The organism is Herbaspirillum sp. B65 (assembly GCF_000333555.1).
GTDB lineage: Bacteria > Pseudomonadota > Gammaproteobacteria > Burkholderiales > Burkholderiaceae_D > Herbaspirillum > Herbaspirillum rubrisubalbicans.
The window spans coordinates 1-19202 of the sequence record NZ_BADI01000665.1 but is presented as its reverse complement, the minus strand read 5'-3'; the positions used below and the strand labels follow the sequence as shown (position 1 = coordinate 19202).

The 19202-nt window shown below is 63.2% G+C and carries 16 protein-coding genes and 1 pseudogene; 11 read left to right on the top strand and 6 right to left on the bottom strand.

The window, feature by feature from the left end; translation table 11 throughout:
* The 4 genes from I5W_RS15895 to I5W_RS15880 all read right to left on the bottom strand — a co-directional run.
* Positions 1 to 767: ATP-binding cassette domain-containing protein (locus I5W_RS15895; RefSeq protein ID WP_252717046.1), on the bottom strand; the 767-nt coding region annotated here is incomplete at its 3' end.
* 112 nt (positions 768 to 879) lie between these two features.
* Positions 880 to 1830 carry an ABC transporter substrate-binding protein gene (locus tag I5W_RS15890; RefSeq protein WP_017451451.1) on the bottom strand — a complete coding sequence of 317 codons (951 nt, stop codon included), beginning with the start codon at positions 1828 to 1830 and terminating at the stop codon, positions 880 to 882.
* A gap of 103 nt (positions 1831 to 1933) precedes the next feature.
* A complete protein-coding gene (locus I5W_RS15885; RefSeq protein WP_017451452.1) occupies positions 1934 to 2551 on the bottom strand; it encodes a nucleoside/nucleotide kinase family protein in 618 nt (205 codons plus the stop codon).
* Positions 2552 to 2934: 383 nt separating this feature from the next.
* Complete coding sequence (locus I5W_RS15880) at positions 2935 to 3573, bottom strand: cysteine hydrolase family protein (protein ID WP_044529958.1); 639 nt, start codon at positions 3571 to 3573, stop codon at positions 2935 to 2937.
* A 101-nt stretch (positions 3574 to 3674) separates the two neighbouring features.
* On the opposite strand from I5W_RS15880, the gene I5W_RS15875 reads away from it, so the two are divergent.
* The 11 genes and pseudogenes from I5W_RS15875 to I5W_RS15825 all read left to right on the top strand — a co-directional run bounded on the left by I5W_RS15875 (position 3675) and on the right by I5W_RS15825 (position 16173).
* Positions 3675 to 4574: a LysR family transcriptional regulator gene (locus tag I5W_RS15875; protein ID WP_044529957.1), complete on the top strand. Its 900-nt coding sequence runs from the start codon at positions 3675 to 3677 to the stop codon at positions 4572 to 4574.
* Between the two features lie 197 nt (positions 4575 to 4771).
* Positions 4772 to 6112 carry a tRNA (N6-isopentenyl adenosine(37)-C2)-methylthiotransferase MiaB gene (gene miaB / locus I5W_RS15870; RefSeq protein WP_044529956.1) on the top strand — a complete coding sequence of 447 codons (1341 nt, stop codon included), beginning with the start codon at positions 4772 to 4774 and terminating at the stop codon, positions 6110 to 6112.
* Between the two features lie 34 nt (positions 6113 to 6146).
* Positions 6147 to 7265 (top strand): PhoH family protein, encoded by a 1119-nt coding sequence (locus I5W_RS15865; protein WP_044529955.1) that lies wholly within the window; start codon positions 6147 to 6149, stop codon positions 7263 to 7265.
* Positions 7252 to 7707 (top strand): rRNA maturation RNase YbeY, encoded by a 456-nt coding sequence (ybeY, locus tag I5W_RS15860; RefSeq protein ID WP_017451457.1) that lies wholly within the window; start codon positions 7252 to 7254, stop codon positions 7705 to 7707. Before I5W_RS15865 ends, ybeY begins: the two co-directional genes overlap by 14 nt.
* A 157-nt stretch (positions 7708 to 7864) precedes the next feature.
* Complete coding sequence (locus I5W_RS15855) at positions 7865 to 8743, top strand: HlyC/CorC family transporter (RefSeq protein WP_017451458.1); 879 nt, start codon at positions 7865 to 7867, stop codon at positions 8741 to 8743.
* Between the two features lie 96 nt (positions 8744 to 8839).
* Complete coding sequence (lnt, locus tag I5W_RS15850; RefSeq protein ID WP_374702142.1) at positions 8840 to 10396, top strand: apolipoprotein N-acyltransferase; 1557 nt, start codon at positions 8840 to 8842, stop codon at positions 10394 to 10396.
* A 112-nt stretch (positions 10397 to 10508) separates the two neighbouring features.
* Positions 10509 to 11420, top strand: a complete 912-nt coding sequence (gene glyQ / locus I5W_RS15845) for a glycine--tRNA ligase subunit alpha (protein ID WP_017451460.1) — start codon at positions 10509 to 10511, stop codon at positions 11418 to 11420.
* A gap of 79 nt (positions 11421 to 11499) precedes the next feature.
* Positions 11500 to 13619, top strand: a pseudogene (glyS, locus tag I5W_RS15840) (glycine--tRNA ligase subunit beta).
* A 118-nt stretch (positions 13620 to 13737) separates the two neighbouring features.
* The gene (gene gmhB, locus I5W_RS15835) at positions 13738 to 14295 is read left to right on the top strand and encodes a D-glycero-beta-D-manno-heptose 1,7-bisphosphate 7-phosphatase (RefSeq protein WP_017451462.1); all 558 of its coding nucleotides are present in this window, start codon (positions 13738 to 13740) and stop codon (positions 14293 to 14295) included.
* Between the two features lie 64 nt (positions 14296 to 14359).
* Complete coding sequence (locus I5W_RS15830) at positions 14360 to 15145, top strand: lysophospholipid acyltransferase family protein (protein ID WP_044529953.1); 786 nt, start codon at positions 14360 to 14362, stop codon at positions 15143 to 15145.
* 53 nt (positions 15146 to 15198) lie between these two features.
* On the top strand, positions 15199 to 16173 hold the full coding sequence (locus I5W_RS15825; protein ID WP_044529952.1) for a M48 family metallopeptidase: 975 nt from the start codon (positions 15199 to 15201) through the stop codon (positions 16171 to 16173).
* Between the two features lie 27 nt (positions 16174 to 16200).
* Here I5W_RS15825 and I5W_RS15820 read toward each other — a convergent pair whose 3' ends face one another.
* Together I5W_RS15820 and I5W_RS15815 are read right to left on the bottom strand one after the other, a co-directional pair.
* A complete protein-coding gene (locus tag I5W_RS15820) occupies positions 16201 to 18333 on the bottom strand; it encodes a TonB-dependent receptor (RefSeq protein ID WP_044529951.1) in 2133 nt (710 codons plus the stop codon).
* A 248-nt stretch (positions 18334 to 18581) separates the two neighbouring features.
* Positions 18582 to 19202: chloride channel protein (locus tag I5W_RS15815; protein ID WP_044529950.1), on the bottom strand; the 621-nt coding region annotated here is incomplete at its 5' end.

Genomic DNA, 19202 nt, shown 5'->3' with positions numbered 1-19202 from the left:
GCCTGGCGCAGTCCACCATGACCCGGGTCAGGTTCAGTTCGGTACTGGCGATGAGGGCCAGTTGAGTGACGCGGACCTCGCCGACGCGATGCGCCAGCTGGTTGACCTGCGACAGTTGCACCCATGAGGTGATGGCCAGCGCGCTCAAGGCTGCAATGAGCAGCGTGGCTGATGTAGATGATGGCCAGACCTTCGTCGCGCAGGCGGCGCACCACGCCAAACAGATGTTCGGTCTCCCGTTCTGAGAGCGCCGCCGTCGGCTCATCCATGATGACGATGCGGCTGCGATGCACCAGGGCACGGGCGATTTCGACCTGCTGTTGTTCGGCAATGGAAAGTCGCCCGGCGCGGTCCGAGGCGCGGAAGGCTGCGCCCAGTTGGGACAGGACGGCATCGGTGCGCTTGCGCATGGCAGCGTGATCGATCAGGCCCCAGCGCGTGCGCAATTCGCTGCCCATGAAGACATTGGCGGCCACGCTGATGTTGGGTGCGACGGCCAGTTCCTGATAGATGAGGTTGATGCCGGCCGCACGACTGGCACCAGGGTCGCGCAGCGCGACCGGCTTGCCGTCGAGCAGGATGTCACCGCGGTCGGGCGCGTGTACCCCGGAAAGCACTTTCATCAGCGTGCTCTTGCCGGCGCCGTTCTCACCCATGAGGGCGTGGATCTCGCCGGAGCGGATGGTCAGATGCATCTCCGACAGCGCACGCGTGGCCCCGAAGGACTTGCTGATGCCGGTCATCTGCAGGATGGGAGTGGAAGTCATGGCAAAAGAGGAAGACGGCAACATCGTCCGTGCACAGCCGCTCATGGCGACCCGGCATGGACACCGGCGCCGGCTTGCCAGCAGTACGCGGCAAGCCGGCGTGCGTGCGGCCTCAGTTAGCCGGCACCCAGCCCTTGTAATCGGCAACGTTCTCGCGCGTGATCAGCTTGACCGGCAAGAGCTTGATGCTATTGGCTGGCGGGTGGCCATTCATCACCTGGTAGCCGATGGCCACGCTTTCGGCGGCCATGCCATACGGATCCTGGGCCGGCGAGGCGGCGAACAGCGACTTGCTGTCCTTCAGAGCGCGCTCGGCATCGGGCGCACCATCCACGCCCGTGATGACCTTGATATCGCTGCGTTTGGCCTGACGGATCGCCAGTTCCGCACCGATGGCGGTGGGGTCGTTGATGGCGAAGACGCCATCGATCTTGGCGTGCGCCGCCAGCAGGTTGGACATGGTGGTCATGCCGCCATCGCGGCTGCCACCGGCGTTCTGGTTGTCGGAGAGGATCTTGATGCCGGGCGACTTCTTGAATTCGCTCTTGCAGCCGGTGACGCGATCCATCACCGCCGATACCGGCGGACCATTGACGATGACCACGTTGCCCTTGCCCTGCAACTTGTCGGCGATGAACTTGCAGGACTGGGCGCCCGCCATGGTGTTATCCGACATCACGGTCACGTCGGCCCCTTCAGCGGCCACGTCCACCGCCACCACCACGATGCCCGCCTTCCTGGCCTTCTTCACGGCCGGGCCGACGCCCTTGGAGTCGGCTGCATTGAGCACGATCATGTCGACCTTGTTGGCGATGAAGTTCTCGATCTGGCCGACCTGGGTGTTGAGGTCGTACTTGGAAGAAACCACGGTCACCTTGGCGTCGGGATTGATCTTGTGCGCGCCACTTTCAGCGCCCTTGGCGATGGCTACGAAGAAGGGATTGGCCAGGTCGCCGAGGGTGACACCCACCGATTTCAACGGTTTGTCGGCGGCCTGCGCGGAGGATGCGATGGCCGCCAGCGACAGGGTGGCACAGGCGATGGCGAGGGTGTTCTTGATCATGCTGGTCTCCGTTCTTTTTAGAGGGGGGATGGCTTGCTGCTTGTATCATTACTTATCGCTACTTATCGGTACTGCTTGCTGCTGACATTGACGCCAGGACTTTTCAGTCCCAGCGAAAAATCCGGTCGGCGTGGCTGCGAGTGGTCTCGATCAGGGCTGCATTGACTTCATCGCTGCCCATCACCCAGGCCTCGGCCTGGGCGCGGCTGCGGCCGAACTGTACGTGCCGCGCGATCAAGCGTTCCAGGCGCAACGCGGGATCGACATCGACGTACCAGACCTCATCCAGCAAGGCTCGCACCTGCGACCAGTGGCCACGATCCAGCAACAGGTAATTGCCTTCGGTGATGATGAGGCGGGTAGCCGGTGCAATCCCGATGCTGCCGGCAATGGCTTCCTCGATCTCGCGCAGGAACTGCGGGGCATAGATGGTTTCATCAGGGGCTTGCCGGCGCAGGCGCGAGAGCAGATGGACATAGCCGGCACTGTCGAAGGTATCTTCGGCCCCCTTGCGCGCAGCCCGCCCCAGACGGGCCAGCTCGGCATTGGCCAGGTGATAGCCATCCATGGGCAGCACCACGGCCTGGTCTGGTACCAGTTCGAGCAGGGCCTGGGCCAGCGTGGACTTGCCGCTGCCGGGCGGGCCGGCAATGCCCAGGAGGGTGCGCTGACCACTGGCCAGCAAGGCCGCCAGCCGGTCGCGAAAAACTGCCGGAATCATGTTCGACTCATCCTTTTTCTAAGGACTGCCACCAGAGCAGCCCAGACGCGTCTAGCGCGTTCTCTAATGAAATACAACACAACTCGGTGGCGCTGTGTCGTGATCGCTTCGCCCGCCCGGCCTGCTACAGAAGGCAGCGCAGCCGTTGAGCCAGTGCTTGGGGAGAATTTCGGGAAGCCGACAAACTAAGCGATTCTGTCTCCTGAATTTCAATGTGGCTGAATTTATTACTGTTATTTCTAATTATTGCTAGTTCCGCGTCATCAACGTGATGAAATTTTGTGAGGTTTTTTTAGATATCGATCCGCTTATGGATAAGTCAGATGAAAAAAAACGCTGCCGATGAGGCAGCGTTGATGAGGCAGCGTTCAGGGCATCCGTCCCTATGCGGACGTATGTGATCGTGTCACGTCTGAGACCGAGGCCAAGGCCGCGGCATCGGCCACCACCGTAGCATAGCGGTCAGCCAGCTCGGCCAGGGCCACGCGCTGGACATCGGCGGCGGCGATGGCCGGGCCGCCCAGCGCATCGGGCAGGTCGCGCGTGGCGCAGGCGGCGGCCACCACAGTCGAGGCATAGCCGTGGTCCAGCGCCGAGCGCACCGTGGCGCTGACGCACATGTGGGTGGCGAAACCGGCCACGATCAGGGACTTGCGCCCGGTCTTGCGGATCGCTTCATCCAGGCTGGTACCGGCAAAGGAATTGGGCAGGCTCTTGGCGAGGACCAATTCGCCGGTCACCGGCTGCACGCCATCGATGATGGCCACGTGCGGCCCCTGCGGGTCGAACATCGCGCCGCCGGGCTTGCCGTGGTGGACCACATGGATCACCGGAGCGCCGGCTGCACGCGCCTGCCTCAGCAGTTCGGCCACCTGGCCGACGGCAGCGTCGATGCCGGTCATTGGTGCGCGACCGGTGGTGTATTCGGTCTGGTGATCGATGATGAGTAAAACCGCTTCCTGCCAGGTAGCGGCACGCGCAGTGCCGCCGGCGATCTGGACCAAGGTCTGGGGATAGGACATAGGGAATTCCTTTTCGGTGAAAAATGAAGAATGCCCAAGCATCTTAGTCCGATAAAATTCGCACCACCATTCACCGAAATCGCCACCCACCTGTGAAAAAATTGACAGCCCATCCGCAGCATCCAGGCAGCTTGTCCGCACTATCCATCCTGCAGGCCGACTGGGAAAGCTTGCGCAGCTTCGCTGCCTTCATCGATGCCGGCAGCTTCTCCGGTGCCGCCCGCGCGCTGGGCGTGACCCATGCCACCATCGGCCGCCGTCTGCAGCAACTGGAAACGGCCTTGCAGGCGCCACTATTCATCCGGCGCGCCGATGAGGTCGAACTGACGCGCCTGGGTGAAAGCGTGCTCAACGCCGCGCACGCCATGCAGGAGCAGACCCGGCAACTGGCACGGACCCTGGCCGGTGAAGACCTGCGGCTGGAAGGCAAACTGCGCCTGGCTTGCACCGACGCCATCGGCACCCTGTTCCTGGCGCCGCGCCTGCCGGCACTGTTGCAGCAATGGCCGGCGCTGGACGTGGAGTTTGCGCTGGCACACCAGACCGTCAGCCTGGCCCGGCGCGAGGCCGACCTGGCGCTGCGCTTCGGCAAGCCGCAGGATGGCGAGCTGATCGCGCGCGCGCTTGGCGCGGTGCGCTTCTACCTGTGCGGCACCCCGGCCAACGTGGCGGCTTGGCGCTGTGCGCGCAAGTCGGCGCCTTTCGTGGCCTACGACGATGGTGTACCGGACATTCCCGAGACACGCTGGATTGCCACCCATGCGGCCGGCAACCCGGTGCGCTTTCGCAGCACCAGCCTGGTGGCACAGTGCATGGCCGCGCGCGCCGGGGTGGGGCTGGCCTTGCTGCCGAGCTATCTGCTGGCGCCGGAATTGCAGACTGTGGAGTCCACGCCACAGCTGGAGCGTGAGCTATGGGCGGTGTTCCATCGCGACCTGAAGGCCCTGCCCCGGCTGCGTGCCGTGCTGGGCTGGTTGCAGGACTGTTGCGCCGAACTCTGAGACTTGCCATCAAGACAGCCTGCAAGCGCCCAGCCTGGCGGCTCGGCGGGGGCGTGCAGTGCTATAATCGCGAACCTTCGGGAATGGGCTCCTCCACCGCTACAGCAGCAGATTCCAGCGGCCCGCCGCCCTCCTCCTTGCCGGCGCGCGCATGTCCCCCATGCGTCCTTCCTGCGCTCTTCGCCTGATAAAGATTTATGCAGAAAAAAGTATTCATCAAAACCTTCGGCTGCCAGATGAACGAGTACGACTCGGACAAGATGGCCGACGTGCTCAATGTGGCCGAGGGCCTCATCAAGACCGATCGTCCGGAAGAGGCCGACGTGATCTTGCTGAACACCTGCTCCATTCGCGAAAAGGCGCAGGAGAAGGTGTTTTCCGACCTGGGCCGACTGCGCGCGTTGAAGAAGGACAAGCCGGACCTGCTCATCGGCGTAGGCGGTTGCGTGGCCTCGCAGGAAGGCGAGGCCATCATCAAGCGCGCGCCCTTCGTGGACATGGTGTTCGGCCCGCAGACCTTGCATCGCCTGCCGCAGATGATTTCCGAACGCCGCTACAGCGGCCGTCCACAGGTGGACATCAGCTTTCCCGAGATCGAGAAGTTCGACCATCTGCCACCGGCGCGGGTAGAAGGCGCCACGGCGTATGTGTCCATCATGGAAGGTTGCAGCAAGTATTGCAGCTACTGCGTGGTGCCCTATACGCGCGGCGAGGAAGTCTCGCGCCGCTTCGAGGATGTGCTCACCGAAGTGGCCGGACTGGCTGACCAGGGTGTCAAGGAAATCATGCTGCTGGGCCAGAACGTGAACGCCTATCGCGGCACGATGGAAGATGGCGACATCGCCGACTTTGCGCTCTTGATCGAATACATCGCCGAGTTGCCGGGCATCGAACGCATCCGTTTCGTGACCAGCCACCCCAAGGAATTCTCGCAGCGCCTCATCGATACCTATGCCAAGGTGCCCAAGCTGTGCAACCACCTCTACCTGCCGGCGCAGCATGGTTCGGATCGCACCCTGGCGGCCATGAAGCGCGGCTATACCGCGCTGGAATACAAATCGGTGATTCGGCGGATGCGCAAGGTCCGCCCGGACATCACGGTACAGTCGGACTTCATCGTCGGCTTCCCCGGCGAGACCGAGGAAGATTTCGAGGCGCTCATGAAGCTGGTGGCCGATGTAGGCTTCGACAACAGTTTTTCCTTCATCTTCAGCCCACGCCCTGGCACGCCGGCGGCCAACCTGCAGGACGATACACCGGCCGAAGTCAAGCTGGCCCGCCTGCAACGCCTGCAGGCCGCGCTCAACGACAACGCCGCGAAAATCAGCGCAGCACAGGTCGGCACGGTGCAGCGCGTACTGGTAGAAGGCGTCTCCAAGCGGCGCGAGCATGAGCTACAGGGCCGCACGGAGAGCAACCGCGTGGTCAACTTCGATGGTGGCCCCAACGGCCAGCGCCTGATCGGCCAGATCATCGAGGTCAGCATCACCGAAGCCTTCCCCTTCTCGCTGCGCGGCCAGATCGTGACCCAGCATTGAATGCAGCACAACGCACCCTAACCGGAACCGAGCATTGAAAAAAATTCCCAACCAGCCCCATCACTTCACGCCCCAGCCGCTGGACAACAAGCGCCTGGCCAACCTGTGTGGCGCCCTCGATGAAAACCTGCGCCAGATCTCGGCGGCACTGGACGTGACCATCTTCCGCCGCGGTGACCGCTTCGTGGTCACCGGCACCAATGCCGAGCGCGCGGTGGAAGTGCTGGAGCGCTTCTATGAAAAGGCCGACCGTCCGGTGGCGGTGGACGATATCCAACTGGCATTGGTCGAGCAGCGCGCCAACGCGGCCGCCGATGAAGAAGCCGGCCTGCCGCCCTTGCCGGCGCGCCGTGGCAAAGCCGGTGCGGCGGCTGCCGAGGAAGAAAAGGACAGCCAGGACCCGCTGCCCGAGAGCCCCATCCTGAAAACCCGCAAACACGACCTGCGCGGGCGCACGCCGCACCAGAGCCAATATCTGAACGCCATCCTGGAACACGACATCACCTTCGGTGTGGGTCCGGCCGGCACCGGCAAGACCTACCTGGCCGTGGCCTGCGCAGTCGATGCGCTGGAGCGCGACGCCGTGCAGCGCATCGTGCTCACGCGCCCCGCAGTGGAAGCCGGTGAGCGCCTGGGCTTTTTGCCGGGCGACCTGGCGCAGAAGGTCGATCCCTACCTGCGTCCGCTGTATGACGCGCTGTACGACCTGCTGGGCTTCGACCGCACGCAGAAGCTGTTCGAAAAGCAGGCCATCGAAATCGCCCCGCTGGCCTACATGCGCGGACGCACGCTGAACCATGCCTTCATCATCCTGGACGAAGCACAGAACACCACACCGGAACAGATGAAGATGTTCCTCACCCGCATCGGTTTCGGCAGCAAAGCCGTCATCACCGGCGACGTCACCCAGGTCGACCTGCACCACGGCCAGAAGAGCGGCCTGGTCGATGCGCTGTCGGTACTGCACGATGTGCGCGGCATCGCCTTCTCGCGCTTCACCAGCGCCGACGTGGTACGCCATCCGCTGGTGGCGCGCATCGTCGATGCCTATGACGCCGCCGGCAACGTCCGCCCCGATACGGCGCGCGCCACCGCCCGCACCGCCACCAATCTCCTGACCAAATCCGCCAAGCCGCGCCATGCCAAAGCCTAAACTCACCCTGTCGGTGCAATATGCCGACGACCGCCTCAAAGACACCATCACCCGCCCCCTGCTGCGTCGCTGGGTGCAAGCGGCCCTGTTCGCACCGGCCGAGCTGACCCTGCGTTTCGTCGGCACCGAAGAAGGACGCGACCTCAATCGCGACTATCGCGGCAAGGACTACGCCACCAACGTGCTGACCTTTGCCTACACCGAAGATGAAGACAGCGAAGTGACCGAAGCTGACATCATCTTCTGCACCGATGTGCTGGAGAAGGAAGCCGCTGAACAAAAGAAGAGCGTGGAAGAACATACCGCGCACCTGGTGGTGCATGGCGTGCTTCATGCGCAGGGCTATGACCACGAGGACGATGCCGAGGCCACCGAGATGGAAGCCCTGGAAACCGAGATCCTGGCCGCTCTGGGCTATGACAATCCCTATGCTTCACGCTGAACGTTGAGACGGTCTTGTCCGCACGGCTTTCCGGCGGGCAAGACCGTGCAGGAAAAGCCGCTGGAAGCAGGCCGTGACAGGGCTCTTTAGTGGACTTGTCACATAATTGTTGTATCCTATGGCTCTTCGAAACTACGTCGGGCTTGCGCCTAACGCCATGCAAGATCACCCTAGTAGCGTCAAATCTGACGCTAAACCTCATCGTTCGCTGTTTGAACGACTCACCGCACTGATTTCCCCCGAGCCCGAGAACCGGGCAGAACTGCTCGAAGTGTTGCACGATGCACACGAGCGCAATCTCATCGATGCCGACGCGCTGTCGATGATCGAAGGCGTGTTCCAGGTGTCCGACCTGGCCGTGCGCGACATCATGGTCCCGCGCTCGCAGATGGACACCATCGATATTTCCAAGCCCATCGAAACCTGGATGCCCGAAGTGCTGGCGACGTCGCACTCGCGCTTCCCGGCCGTCGATGGCGAGCGCGACAAGGTGATCGGCATCCTGCTGGCCAAGGACTTGCTGCGCTACTACGCCGAAGAATCCTTCGACGTGCGCGACATGCTGCGCCCGGCCATCTTCATCCCCGAATCCAAGCGTCTGAACGTATTGCTGCGGGACTTTCGCGCCAACCGCAACCACATGGCCGTGGTAGTGGACGAATACGGCGGCGTGGCCGGCCTCATTACCATCGAAGACGTACTGGAACAGATCGTCGGCGACATCGAGGATGAATACGATTTCGACGAAGCCGAAGACAACGTACTGGCCCTGAAAGACGGTCCAAACGGTGCGCGCTGGCGCGTCAAGGCCCTGACTGAGATCGAGCAGTTCAACGAAGAGGTGGGCAGCCGCTTCTCGGACGAAGATGCCGACACCATCGGCGGCCTGGTCGCCAATCACGTGGGCCGGGTACCGCGCAAGGGTGACGAATTCGATATCGATGGCCTGCATTTCGAAGTGCTGCGCGCCGATGCGCGCCAGGTCCACGTGCTGCTGGTATCGCAGTTGCCGCCCACGCCCGTGGCCGACGAATAAGTCCCCGCTCTTGCTGCCGGTCCTCCCGTGAACTCCCCTGCTCCACACGACCTGCCCCTCCCCCACGGGCAGGCTGCCGCACGTGGCGGCCTCGCTATGGCGGCCAGCCTGCTGCTGCCGATCGCCGTAGGCGCCTTGAACGTATTCGCCTTTGCCCCCTTCAAGCTGTGGCCCTTGCAGATCCTGGCGCTGGCCTGGCTGTTCCATGGCGTGCTGGCACAACCGCAGGCCAGCTGGCGGCGCCACTTCCTGCGCGGCTGGCTGTATGGCTTCGGCTGGGCAGCCGCCGGCGTGCACTGGCTCTACATCAGTATGCATGACTACGGCGGGATGCCGGGCTGGATGGCAGCATTGGCCGTGGCCCTGCTGGCGCTCTACCTGGGCTTGTATGCGGGGGCGGCCACTGCGCTTTCGGGCTGGCTGCGCAATCGCTGGTCGTCCTCCCCGCTGGTACTGGCGCTGTTCATGCTGCCGGCGCTGTGGGCCTTGTCGGAATGGACCAGGGGCTGGGTGTTTACCGGCTTTCCCTGGCTGGTCTCGGGTTATGCCCATACGGTCGGCCCACTGACGGCATTTGCGCCCATCGGGGGCGTCTATTTCGTTGGCTGGGTCGCGGCACTGATCGCCGGCAGCCTGGCCTTGCTATGGATGGGCCTGTGCCGCAAGGGCGTGGCCGGGACCGGCCTGCGCATCATCCTGCCACTGTGCATCGCCGCCCTGCTGTGCGCCGGGGGCGTAGCCTTGCGAATGGTGAAATGGACCGCGCCGCAAGGCCGTCCGATCACGGTGCGGCTGCTGCAGGGGAATATCCCGCAGGAAATGAAGTTTTCTAACGATGCCTTGGTATCCACTCTGAGCATGTATGAACAAATGATCAGCGCCGCCCCGGCCGATCTGATCGCCACCCCGGAAACCGCCATCCCGCTGCTGCCGCAGCAATTGCCGCCGGATTACCTGGAACGCATCGCCCGCTTTGTGCAGAATAGCGGCAGCCACCTGGCGCTGGGCATTCCGCTGTCCGATGGCCCGCAGTTGTATGCCAATTCGGTCCTGGGCTTCGGCCCGGGCGTGGGCTCGGCGCTGCGGCCTTATCGCTACGACAAGCACCACCTGGTGCCCTTCGGTGAATTCATCCCGCCCGGTTTCCGCTGGTTCGTGGACCTGATGCATATCCCGCTGGGCGACATGACGCGCGGCGCGCCGGTGCAATCGCCCTTCGGCGTGAAAGACCAATGGGTCTTGCCCAACATCTGCTATGAAGATTTGTTCGGCGAGGAAATCGCCGGCCAGTTGCGGGATGCCTACCGGGCCGCGCAGCCGCAAGCCAGCGTCTTGCTGAACCTGTCCAACATTGCCTGGTTTGGCAACTCCATCGCGCTGCCGCAGCACCTGCAGATTTCGACCATGCGCACCCTGGAAACCGGCCGTCCCATGCTGCGCGCCACCAATACCGGCGCCACCGCCGTGATCCTCCCGGGCGGCGCCACCAGTGAGCTGGCACCTTATACGCGTGGCGTGCTGGCCGGCCAGGTGCAGGGCTATGGTGGCCAGACGCCCTATATTCTGCTGGGCAACAAACTCATCGTCGGCGCCGCCTTGCTCATGCTGCTGCTGGCCTGGGCGCGCAACAAGGCCGCCCGTATCCGCCACTGAAGACCACGGGCGCGGCGGCGCGCCCGGCCAAAACCGGGTCAAACGCCCCAAAAGGCGCTAAAATTCAAGGTTTTCGCAATTGCTCCGCCGGTTCGCCAGGCAACCATACACGATGCTGACATTTCAACAAATCATCCTCAAGTTGCAAGAATATTGGGACGCCCAGGGCTGTGCACTGCTGCAACCCTACGACATGGAAGTCGGCGCAGGCACCTCGCACACCGCGACCTTCCTGCGCGCCATCGGTCCCGAACCCTGGCGCGCCGCCTACGTGCAGCCCTCGCGCCGTCCCAAGGATGGCCGCTATGGCGAAAACCCCAACCGGATGCAGCACTACTACCAGTACCAGGTGGTCTTGAAACCGGCCCCGGAAAACATCCTGGACCTGTACCTGGGTTCGCTGGAAGCGCTGGGCCTGGACCTGAAGCAAAATGACGTGCGCTTCGTCGAGGATGACTGGGAAAACCCCACCCTGGGCGCCTGGGGCTTGGGTTGGGAAGTATGGTTGAATGGCATGGAAGTGACGCAATTCACCTACTTCCAGCAAGTCGGCGGCCTCGATTGCAAGCCGGTGCTGGGCGAGATCACCTACGGCATCGAACGCCTGGCGATGTACCTGCAGGGCGTGGAAAACGTCTATGACCTGGTCTGGACCGAATGGACCGAGAACGGCGTCAAGAAGCACCTGACCTATGGCGACGTGTTCCACCAGAATGAAGTGGAGCAATCCACCTTCAACTTCGAGTATTCGAACACCGAATTCCTGTTCTCGCTGTTCACCAATTACGAAGCCGAAGCCAAGCGCCTCATGGAAGTACCGCTGGCCCTGCCGGCCTACGAGCAGGTCTTGAAGGCGGCCCATACCTTCAACATGCTCGACGCCCGTGGCGCCATCTCGGTCACCGAACGCGCCGCCTACATCGGCCGCATCCGCAATCTCTCGCGGGCGGTGGCGCAGGCCTACTTCGAATCGCGCGAGCGCCTCGGCTTCCCGATGCTGGGTACCAGCAAGGCCGCGGCCTGATCGCACACCGCCATGACATGATGCGGCGCCCACACCAGACCCTGGCCGGCGTCCCGAGCAAGACAGCAAGACAGACAACATGAACCAGACACTCCTCGTAGAACTCGTCACCGAAGAACTGCCCCCGAAGGCCCTGGCCAAGCTGGGCGATGCCTTCGCCAATGGCATTTTCAATGGCCTGCAAAGCCGCGGCTATCTCGAATCCGACGCGGTGGCCACTGCCTATGCGACCCCGCGCCGCCTGGCCGTGTCCATCAGCAAGGTGCGCGCCGCCTCGCCGGACAAATCGATCCGTGAAAAAGTGCTGCCGGTCAGCGTAGCCCTGGACGCCGAAGGCCGTCCCTCGGCCCCGCTGGTCAAGAAGCTGGCCGCCCTGGCTGCCTCCACCGGCGCCACCGTGATCACCCCGGACCAGTTGGAACGCGCCCAGGATGGCAAGGCCGAAAGCTTCTTCTACACCTATACCGCCAAGGGGTCGGCGCTGGCCGTGGGCCTGCAGGCAGCGCTCGATGAGAGCCTCTCCAGCTGCCCATCCCCAAGGTCATGAGCTACCAGCGCCAGTTCGGCCGTGCGGCCGGCGAGACGGTGCACTTCGTGCGTCCGGCGCACTACCTGGTGGCGCTGTTCGGTAACGACGTGGTCCCCATCAACACGCTGGGCCTGGATGCCGGTCGCACTACGCTGGGCCATCGCTTCCTGTCTTGCGGCGCCTTGCAGATCGCCGCGCCCGACGCCTACGTCGACGCCCTGGCCACGCAAGGCAAGGTCATCGCCAGCTTCACCGAACGCCGCGAAAAGATTCGCGCCGCGCTGCTGGCCAAGGCCGGCGCCGACCAGGTGCTGATGCCTGAATCACTGCTGGATGAAGTCACCGCGCTGGTGGAATGGCCGGTGGTCTACGAATGCAAGTTCGAGGATGAATTCCTGGCCGTGCCGCAGGAATGCCTGATCCTGACCATGCAGACCAACCAGAAGTATTTTGCGCTGACCGACGCCAATGGCAAGCTGCGTTCGCGCTTCCTGATCGTCTCCAACCTGGAGACCGATCGTCCCGAACACATCATCGGCGGCAACGAGCGCGTGGTGCGTCCGCGCCTGTCGGATGCCAAGTTCTTCTTCGAGCAGGACAAGAAGAAGACCCTGGCCGAGCGCGTGCCGCAACTGGCCAACGTGGTCTACCACAACAAGCTGGGCAACCAGTTGCAGCGCACCGAGCGCGTGCAGGCGCTGGCCGGCAAGATCGCCGCCCTCCTGGGGGGCGACGTCACGCAAGCCGAACGCGGCGCCCTGCTGGCCAAGGCCGACCTGTTGACCGACATGGTGGGCGAGTTCCCGGAACTGCAAGGCATCATGGGCACTTACTATGCACGTCATGACGGCGAGTCCGACGAAGTCGCGCTGGCCGCCAGCGAACACTACCAGCCGCGCTTTGCCGGTGACGCCCTGCCCGGCACCGCCACCGGTACCGCCGTGGCGTTGGCCGACAAGCTGGAAACCCTGGTCGGCATCTGGGGCATCGGCCTGCAGCCGACCGGCGACAAGGATCCCTTCGCCCTGCGCCGCCATGCCCTGGGCGTGCTGCGCATGTTGGTGGAAAAGCGTCTGCCGCTGTCGTTGAATGCGCTGCTGGCAGCCGCCGTGGCGCTGTTTGCCGGCAACCCCAACTTCAAGGATCCGCGTGCCGAAGTGCAAGCCTTCATCCATGACCGCCTGCGCGGCCTGCTGCGCGAACGCGGCTTTGCGCAGAACGAAGTGGAAGCGGTGGTGGCGCAGCAGCCCGATGTACTGGACAACGTGGTGGAACGCCTGCAAGCAGTGCAAGCCTTTGCCGCCCTGCCCGAAGCCGAAGCCCTGGCTGCGGCCAACAAGCGCATCACCAATATCCTGAAGAAGATCGAAGGCGTGGCCATCGATGCCCACGGCGCGGTACAGGAAAGCCTGCTCAAGGAAGCCGCCGAGCAAGGTCTGTTCGCAGCCATGCAGACCACCCGGCCGCAGGTCGAGGTAGCCTATGCCCAGGGCGATTTTGCCGGCGCCTTGAAGGCACTGGCGCAACTGCGCCAGAATGTGGATGCCTTCTTCAACGACGTGATGGTCAACGCCGAGGACGAACAACTGCGCAAGAACCGCCAGGCCTTGCTGGCCGCGCTGCACGGTATGCTCAACCAGGTGGCCGACATTTCCAAGCTGGCCGCGTAAGCACCTGGGGCCAGCGGCTGCAATGCAGATGTAGTCATATAGTCACGTAGTCCTGCAGTACCGATCCGCCGCGCACGGGCTTGTCCTGGCGCGGCGGTGTTCATCAAGGAAAGCCCGCATGAAACTGATCATCCTTGATCGCGATGGCGTCATCAATCAGGATTCCGATGCCTTCATCAAGTCGCCCGACGAGTGGATCCCCATCAAGGGTTCGCTGGAAGCGATTGCGCGCCTGAACCAGGCCGGCTATCGCGTGGTGGTCGCCACCAACCAGTCAGGCGTGGCGCGCGGCCTGTTCGACATCAAGACCCTCAACGCCATCCACCAGAAGATGCACAACGCGGCCCAGCAGGCCGGTGCCGATATCGATGCTGTATTCTTCTGCCCGCACTCGGCCGATGACAATTGCGATTGCCGCAAGCCCAAGCCGGGCATGTTTCACGAGATCGCCAAGCGCTTCAATATCAGCCTGCGCGGCGGCGTAGCCACCGTGGGCGATTCGCTGCGCGACCTGCAGGCCGGTTATGTGGCCGGTTGCGCGCCCTACCTGGTGCTGACCGGCAAGGGCGAGAAGACCCAGGCCAAGGGCGGCTTGCCGCCGGGCACGCTGGTCTTCCCGGATTTATCGGCGGTAGTTGATTTCATCCTGAAGTCACCGGTCGGGGTTTCGGTATAGTGCGGGCAGGCTGCCTTCGCGCAGCCCGCATCCCCACCCATTTACAACATCAACATGCCTAGGCATGGGAGAAACGATTTTGCGCCTTGTCCTGATCCTGCGTTCGCTGGTCTTCATGGTCCTCATGTCGGTCGCCACCGTCATCTGGTCCTTCGCCTGCCTGCTGTCGGCCCCCTTCCCTTATCCCCAGCGCTACTGGTGGACCTCGCGCTGGAACGTCTTCGTGATCTGGACCGCGCGCGTGATCTGCGGCATCCGTTATGAGATCCGCGGCGCCGAGAACCTGCCCGATGCTCCGGTGATCCTGCTCTCCAAGCATCAGTCGGCCTGGGAAACCATCTTCTACGTCATCAACATGCCGCGTCCGCTGGTGTTCGTGTTCAAGAAAGAACTGACCTATATTCCCTTCTTCGGCTGGGGCATTGCGTTGTTGCGCATGATCCCGATCGACCGCAAGAAAGGCCGCGACGCTTTCTCGCAAGTGCTGGAACATGGCCGGCGCCGCCTGCGTGATGGTCAGTGGATCGTGATGTTCCCGGAAGGCACGCGCACCGCCGTGGGCTCGCAGGGCAAGTACAAGGCGGGTGGCCCGCGCCTGGCGGTGGAGACCAACACGCTGGTGGTCCCCATTGCGATGAACTCCGGTCAATGCTGGCCCAAGGGCAGTTTCATCAAGCAGCCGGGGGTCATTACGGTGTCCATCGGCAAGCCGATGTCACCGGAAGGCCTGACGGCCCAGGAGTTGAACGAGCGCGTCGAAAATTGGATAGAATCCGAGATGCGCGTAATTTCGCCGGACGTCTACAAAAACAGCGCGCCCCGGCCGGCCGCCCAAGCTGCATCCCAATAATGCGGCGCGGCCGCACTCCTTAGCCACCCGCACAACAGGACGCCGCGACCGCCTTGATACTGCTACGCAAACCCAAGACCCATCCCGACCAGCTCGCGCTGCAACTGGATTTGTTTGGCACGCCTGAACCTGCCGCGGCACCGGTCGACCCCGGCCCGGCCCTGCCCTCGCCGACGCTGCAGCCGCCCCTGATCGTCACGCCCCAGCCGGTGGTCCATGCAGCCCCGCTGCCCACGCCCCTGATCCCGGCTCCACCTGCCCCGGCCAATCCGCTGCTGGCGCCGCCCAGCGCCCGACCGGCCGATGGCAAGCGGCGCATCGAACTGGGCGAACACACCATCGACTTTGCCCTGCTGCGCTCCAAGCGCCGCACCATCGGTTTTTTGGTCAGCGACGAAGGCTTGCGGGTGACCGCCCCCAAATGGGTGACGCTGGCCGAGATCGACCATGCCATCCGCGAAAAGCAACGCTGGATCCTAACCAAGCTCAACGAGCGCCGCGAGCGCTCGGCGCGCCGTCTGCAACCGCAGATGCAATGGCGCGACGGCGCCACCCTGCCCTACCTGGGCCAGGACATCACCTTGCGCATCCGCACCGGGCAACGTCAGGCGGTGCTACTTGATGAACTCACGCGTGAGCTCAACATCAGCCTGCCCGCCGACGCTGGCGAGCAGCAATTGAAGGATCGCGTGCAAGGCTGGCTGCAGGCGCGCGCCGAGGAACTGTTCGGCAAGCGGCTCATCATCTATGCCGACAAGCTGGGCGTGAGCTATCGCTCCTATGCGCTGTCCTCGGCCACCACGCAATGGGGTTCCTGCACTTCGGATGCGCGCATCCGCCTGAACTGGCGGCTGATCCATTTCGCCCTGCCGCTGATCGACTACGTGATCGCGCACGAACTGGCCCACCTGCGCGAAATGAACCACAGCCCACGCTTCTGGGCCACGGTGCAATCGATCTTCCCCGAATTCGAATCGGCCAAGAAAGCCTTGCGCGACAGCGCAGCGGAGACCTTGCCGATCTTCTGAGCGGTGCGCTGTCCTGCCCCTCTTCGATCAGAAGCTCACGTTTACTCCCACATCCAGCGAACGGCCATAGCCCGGCAAGGCTTGCAGAGCACCGCTCCTGCTCTTGGCCAATCCCGACAGATAGACCCCGCCCAGCGGCTCGGCATAATTGCGATTGAACAGATTGCTGATGCCCGCCGTCACGCTGATGGCGGCATTGAAGCGATAGCTGCTCCTGAGATTGAAGACGGTGTAGCTGGCCGTCACCGGCTCGACCCGGTTGCTATCCACCTGAGTCTTGCGCGCCACGTAGTTCATTTCAGCACGCTGGGTCCAGGGGCCTTGCTTGTGCTCCAGTGCCGCTAGTACATGAAAAGGCATCATGTGGTACAGGTTGCCGCCATCGACCCGCTTGCCACGGGCGATACCGGCCTTGCCGGTGAAGGAAACTTCACCCAGCCCGCTAGCCACCGCCAGTGGCCACTTCCAGGAGGCATTGATGCCATAGAGGCGAGCATCGTGGTTGGCAAATTGCAGATAGCGCCCGGTAGCGGCAGCCACGCCATAGGGATTGAAGCTGCCGATGACATCGGCATCGATATAGTTTTCGACATAGCTGAAATAAGGCGTGAGCCGGAAGAACCAGCGAGCTTCGCCGCCACCGTCGCTGCCAGCCCCGGCCTCTCGCTGCTCGCTATGCCAGTCGGCGGTACCTGAGAGCGTATGCGCCACTTCAGGCTTGAGGTCGAGGTTGCCGACATAGCCGTTGCCATCGCCGAACCAGTTGGTCATGCGCATGGCCATGCCGCCGCGGCCCCAGGTATAGCGCTCATAGAGGTTGGGCGAACGGGTCTTGCGGGCGTAGCCGAATTCGTAGGTCTTTCCCGCATCAGGCGCCCATCGCGCCAGTGCTGTCAGGTCAATGTTGTTGTCAGTCCTGGCGTGGCCGCGGGCATTGAAGGCATTGGCCGCCCTCAGATCGGGCTGGTTCATCATGTTGGTGCCGTAGGACTGCACATTGCCGGCATCACTCTTGACCAATTCATCGCGCACGCCCACCAGCGTGCTCCAGCGGGCATCGAGCTGCTGCTCCCATTCGGCGAAGAGCGCCAAACGGTCGCGCTTGCCATCGTTGATGTTCAGGTAGGGGCGCGGGCCCATCATCATCGAGCCCGGCACCGGCGGCCAGACATCATCGAGATGGAAGCTGTGGTATTCATGCCCCACGCGCAGCACGCTGCGGCCCTCCGGGGCCAAGTCGATATCGGCGCGCAGCGTATAGCCGAGGTCGCGGCCTTGCGTCTGCATGGGCATGGTGCCGCTGCGCTCGCCACTGAAGAAGCCCATCTCATGCTCCGTACGCTGCCAGTACAGCCGGCCGAACAGTTTGCCCCAGTCGAAGCGGCGCTCATAGCCCAGGTTGGCAAAGGTGGAACGATTGCCCGTCATGTCCATGTATTCGTTGGGAAAGCCCTGGTAGGGAATGTATTGCTGGCCCACCTTCACGACCAGTTGCTGGCCCTCACCGCGTGCGGCCACGGTGAGCGCATGGTTGTTGCTCTGATAGAGACTGGAGAGCACCTTGTCGCCATTGCCGTTGACGTAACTCTCGGCCCGCGACTGGCTGGCCACGTAGGCCACGGAGAGGCTATCGCTGGCCACCGTGGCATTGAGCGAGGCCGATACTTCCGCATTGACGCTACGCGCCGAGACCGCAAAGCCACCCTTGGTCAGCAACTGACCGGGGGCAGAGGCAAACTGGGGCGCCGGGGAGCTCAATTCGATGCTGCCGCCGATGCTGTCGCCGCCCACGCTGACCGGAGTGATGCCGGCGATCACGCGCGTCATGCCGACCTGGGCGGGCGGCATGTAAGACATCGGCGCATTCATCTGGTTGCCGCAGGCGGCCGTGACTTCCATGCCGTCCAGGCGGATCTTGAGGCGATCAGCGGCAAAGCCATTCAAGACCGGCAAGGCTGATACGCCACCACCGGCTGCCGTGGCATAGCCGGGCTGGTCGTTGAGCAGCGCAGCGCTGTCGGCACTGGGCGGCAGCGCTGATGGCTTGTCGCTGCTCACCGTGATAGCAGGCAGTGGTGTCTCATCGTCAGTGCGTGCCAGCACATCGCTGCACACGGTAAAGGCCAGCGCAATGGCGCAGGCGCAAGGTGTCATTTGCATGGAAATCCCCTGTGGTTGTCTTTATCGATGCCCTCTGCATGCACCGCCGCAAGGCGTGCAACGGGACAGGCGCGATTATGGACAGGCACCCCGATGGGGAGATGCGACATATTGTCGCGTTAGGCAGCGCAGGATGAGGAAATGGCGGCAGAGGCGCGCCACAGGCGGGTTGCGGACGCTGCGTCAAATTGACGCAGCGTTCAAAGCGATATCAGTAGCGTAAAAACAGATAAACCTGGCAGTCGATATCAGGATTTCAGATAACGCTCGGCCAGGGTTTCATACAGGGGCGGTGCAAACACCTTGGACACCGCCGAGGCGATCAGGGCGGTGGCCATCAGCGAGATCACCAGCGCATGACCATCGACCATTTCCATTACGATCACGAAGGCCGTGATGGGCGACTGGGTCACTGCGGCCAGGTAGCCGACCATGGCCAGCGCCACCAGCATGGGCAGCGAGGTGCCACCGAAGAGCAGGTGCAGCAGGTTGCCGAAACCCGCGCCGATGGACAGCGAAGGCGCAAAAATGCCGCCCGGCAGACCCGGCAGGTAAGAGCCGATCATGGAAGCGAACTTGAGGAAGGGATAGAACACCGACAGACCCTGACCATCGTTGAGCAAGCCATGCGCCTGCTCATAGCCGCTGCCGAAGGTAGCGCCGCCGGCGGCCACGCCGATGACTGCGACGATGAAGCCGCACAAGGCGGCAAAGACCACCGGGCGCTCGGCGCGCAGGGTGACGATCGGTGCCGGGATCCAGCGCGTGGGGTTGAGGATGAGCCAGCAGAACAAGCCGCCGGCCACCCCCATCAGCACGGCCGTGACCACCACGGCCAGGATCAGGCGACTACGGGGTTCACGGGGAAA

Excerpts from the sequence above, each read along its gene's own strand:
- I5W_RS15820 (WP_044529951.1), bottom strand. The coding sequence starts at position 18,333 with ATGCAAATGACACCTTGCGCCTGCGCCATTGCGCTGGCCTTTACCGTG.
- glyQ (WP_017451460.1), top strand. The coding sequence starts at position 10,509 with ATGCTGACATTTCAACAAATCATCCTCAAGTTGCAAGAATATTGGGAC.
- I5W_RS15855 (WP_017451458.1), top strand. The coding sequence starts at position 7,865 with ATGCAAGATCACCCTAGTAGCGTCAAATCTGACGCTAAACCTCATCGT.
- I5W_RS15880 (WP_044529958.1), bottom strand. The coding sequence starts at position 3,573 with ATGTCCTATCCCCAGACCTTGGTCCAGATCGCCGGCGGCACTGCGCGT.
- I5W_RS15885 (WP_017451452.1), bottom strand. The coding sequence starts at position 2,551 with ATGATTCCGGCAGTTTTTCGCGACCGGCTGGCGGCCTTGCTGGCCAGT.
- I5W_RS15830 (WP_044529953.1), top strand. The coding sequence starts at position 14,360 with ATGGGAGAAACGATTTTGCGCCTTGTCCTGATCCTGCGTTCGCTGGTC.
- lnt (WP_374702142.1), top strand. The coding sequence starts at position 8,840 with ATGGCGGCCAGCCTGCTGCTGCCGATCGCCGTAGGCGCCTTGAACGTA.
- miaB (WP_044529956.1), top strand. The coding sequence starts at position 4,772 with ATGCAGAAAAAAGTATTCATCAAAACCTTCGGCTGCCAGATGAACGAG.
- I5W_RS15890 (WP_017451451.1), bottom strand. The coding sequence starts at position 1,830 with ATGATCAAGAACACCCTCGCCATCGCCTGTGCCACCCTGTCGCTGGCG.
- ybeY (WP_017451457.1), top strand. The coding sequence starts at position 7,252 with ATGCCAAAGCCTAAACTCACCCTGTCGGTGCAATATGCCGACGACCGC.
- gmhB (WP_017451462.1), top strand. The coding sequence starts at position 13,738 with ATGAAACTGATCATCCTTGATCGCGATGGCGTCATCAATCAGGATTCC.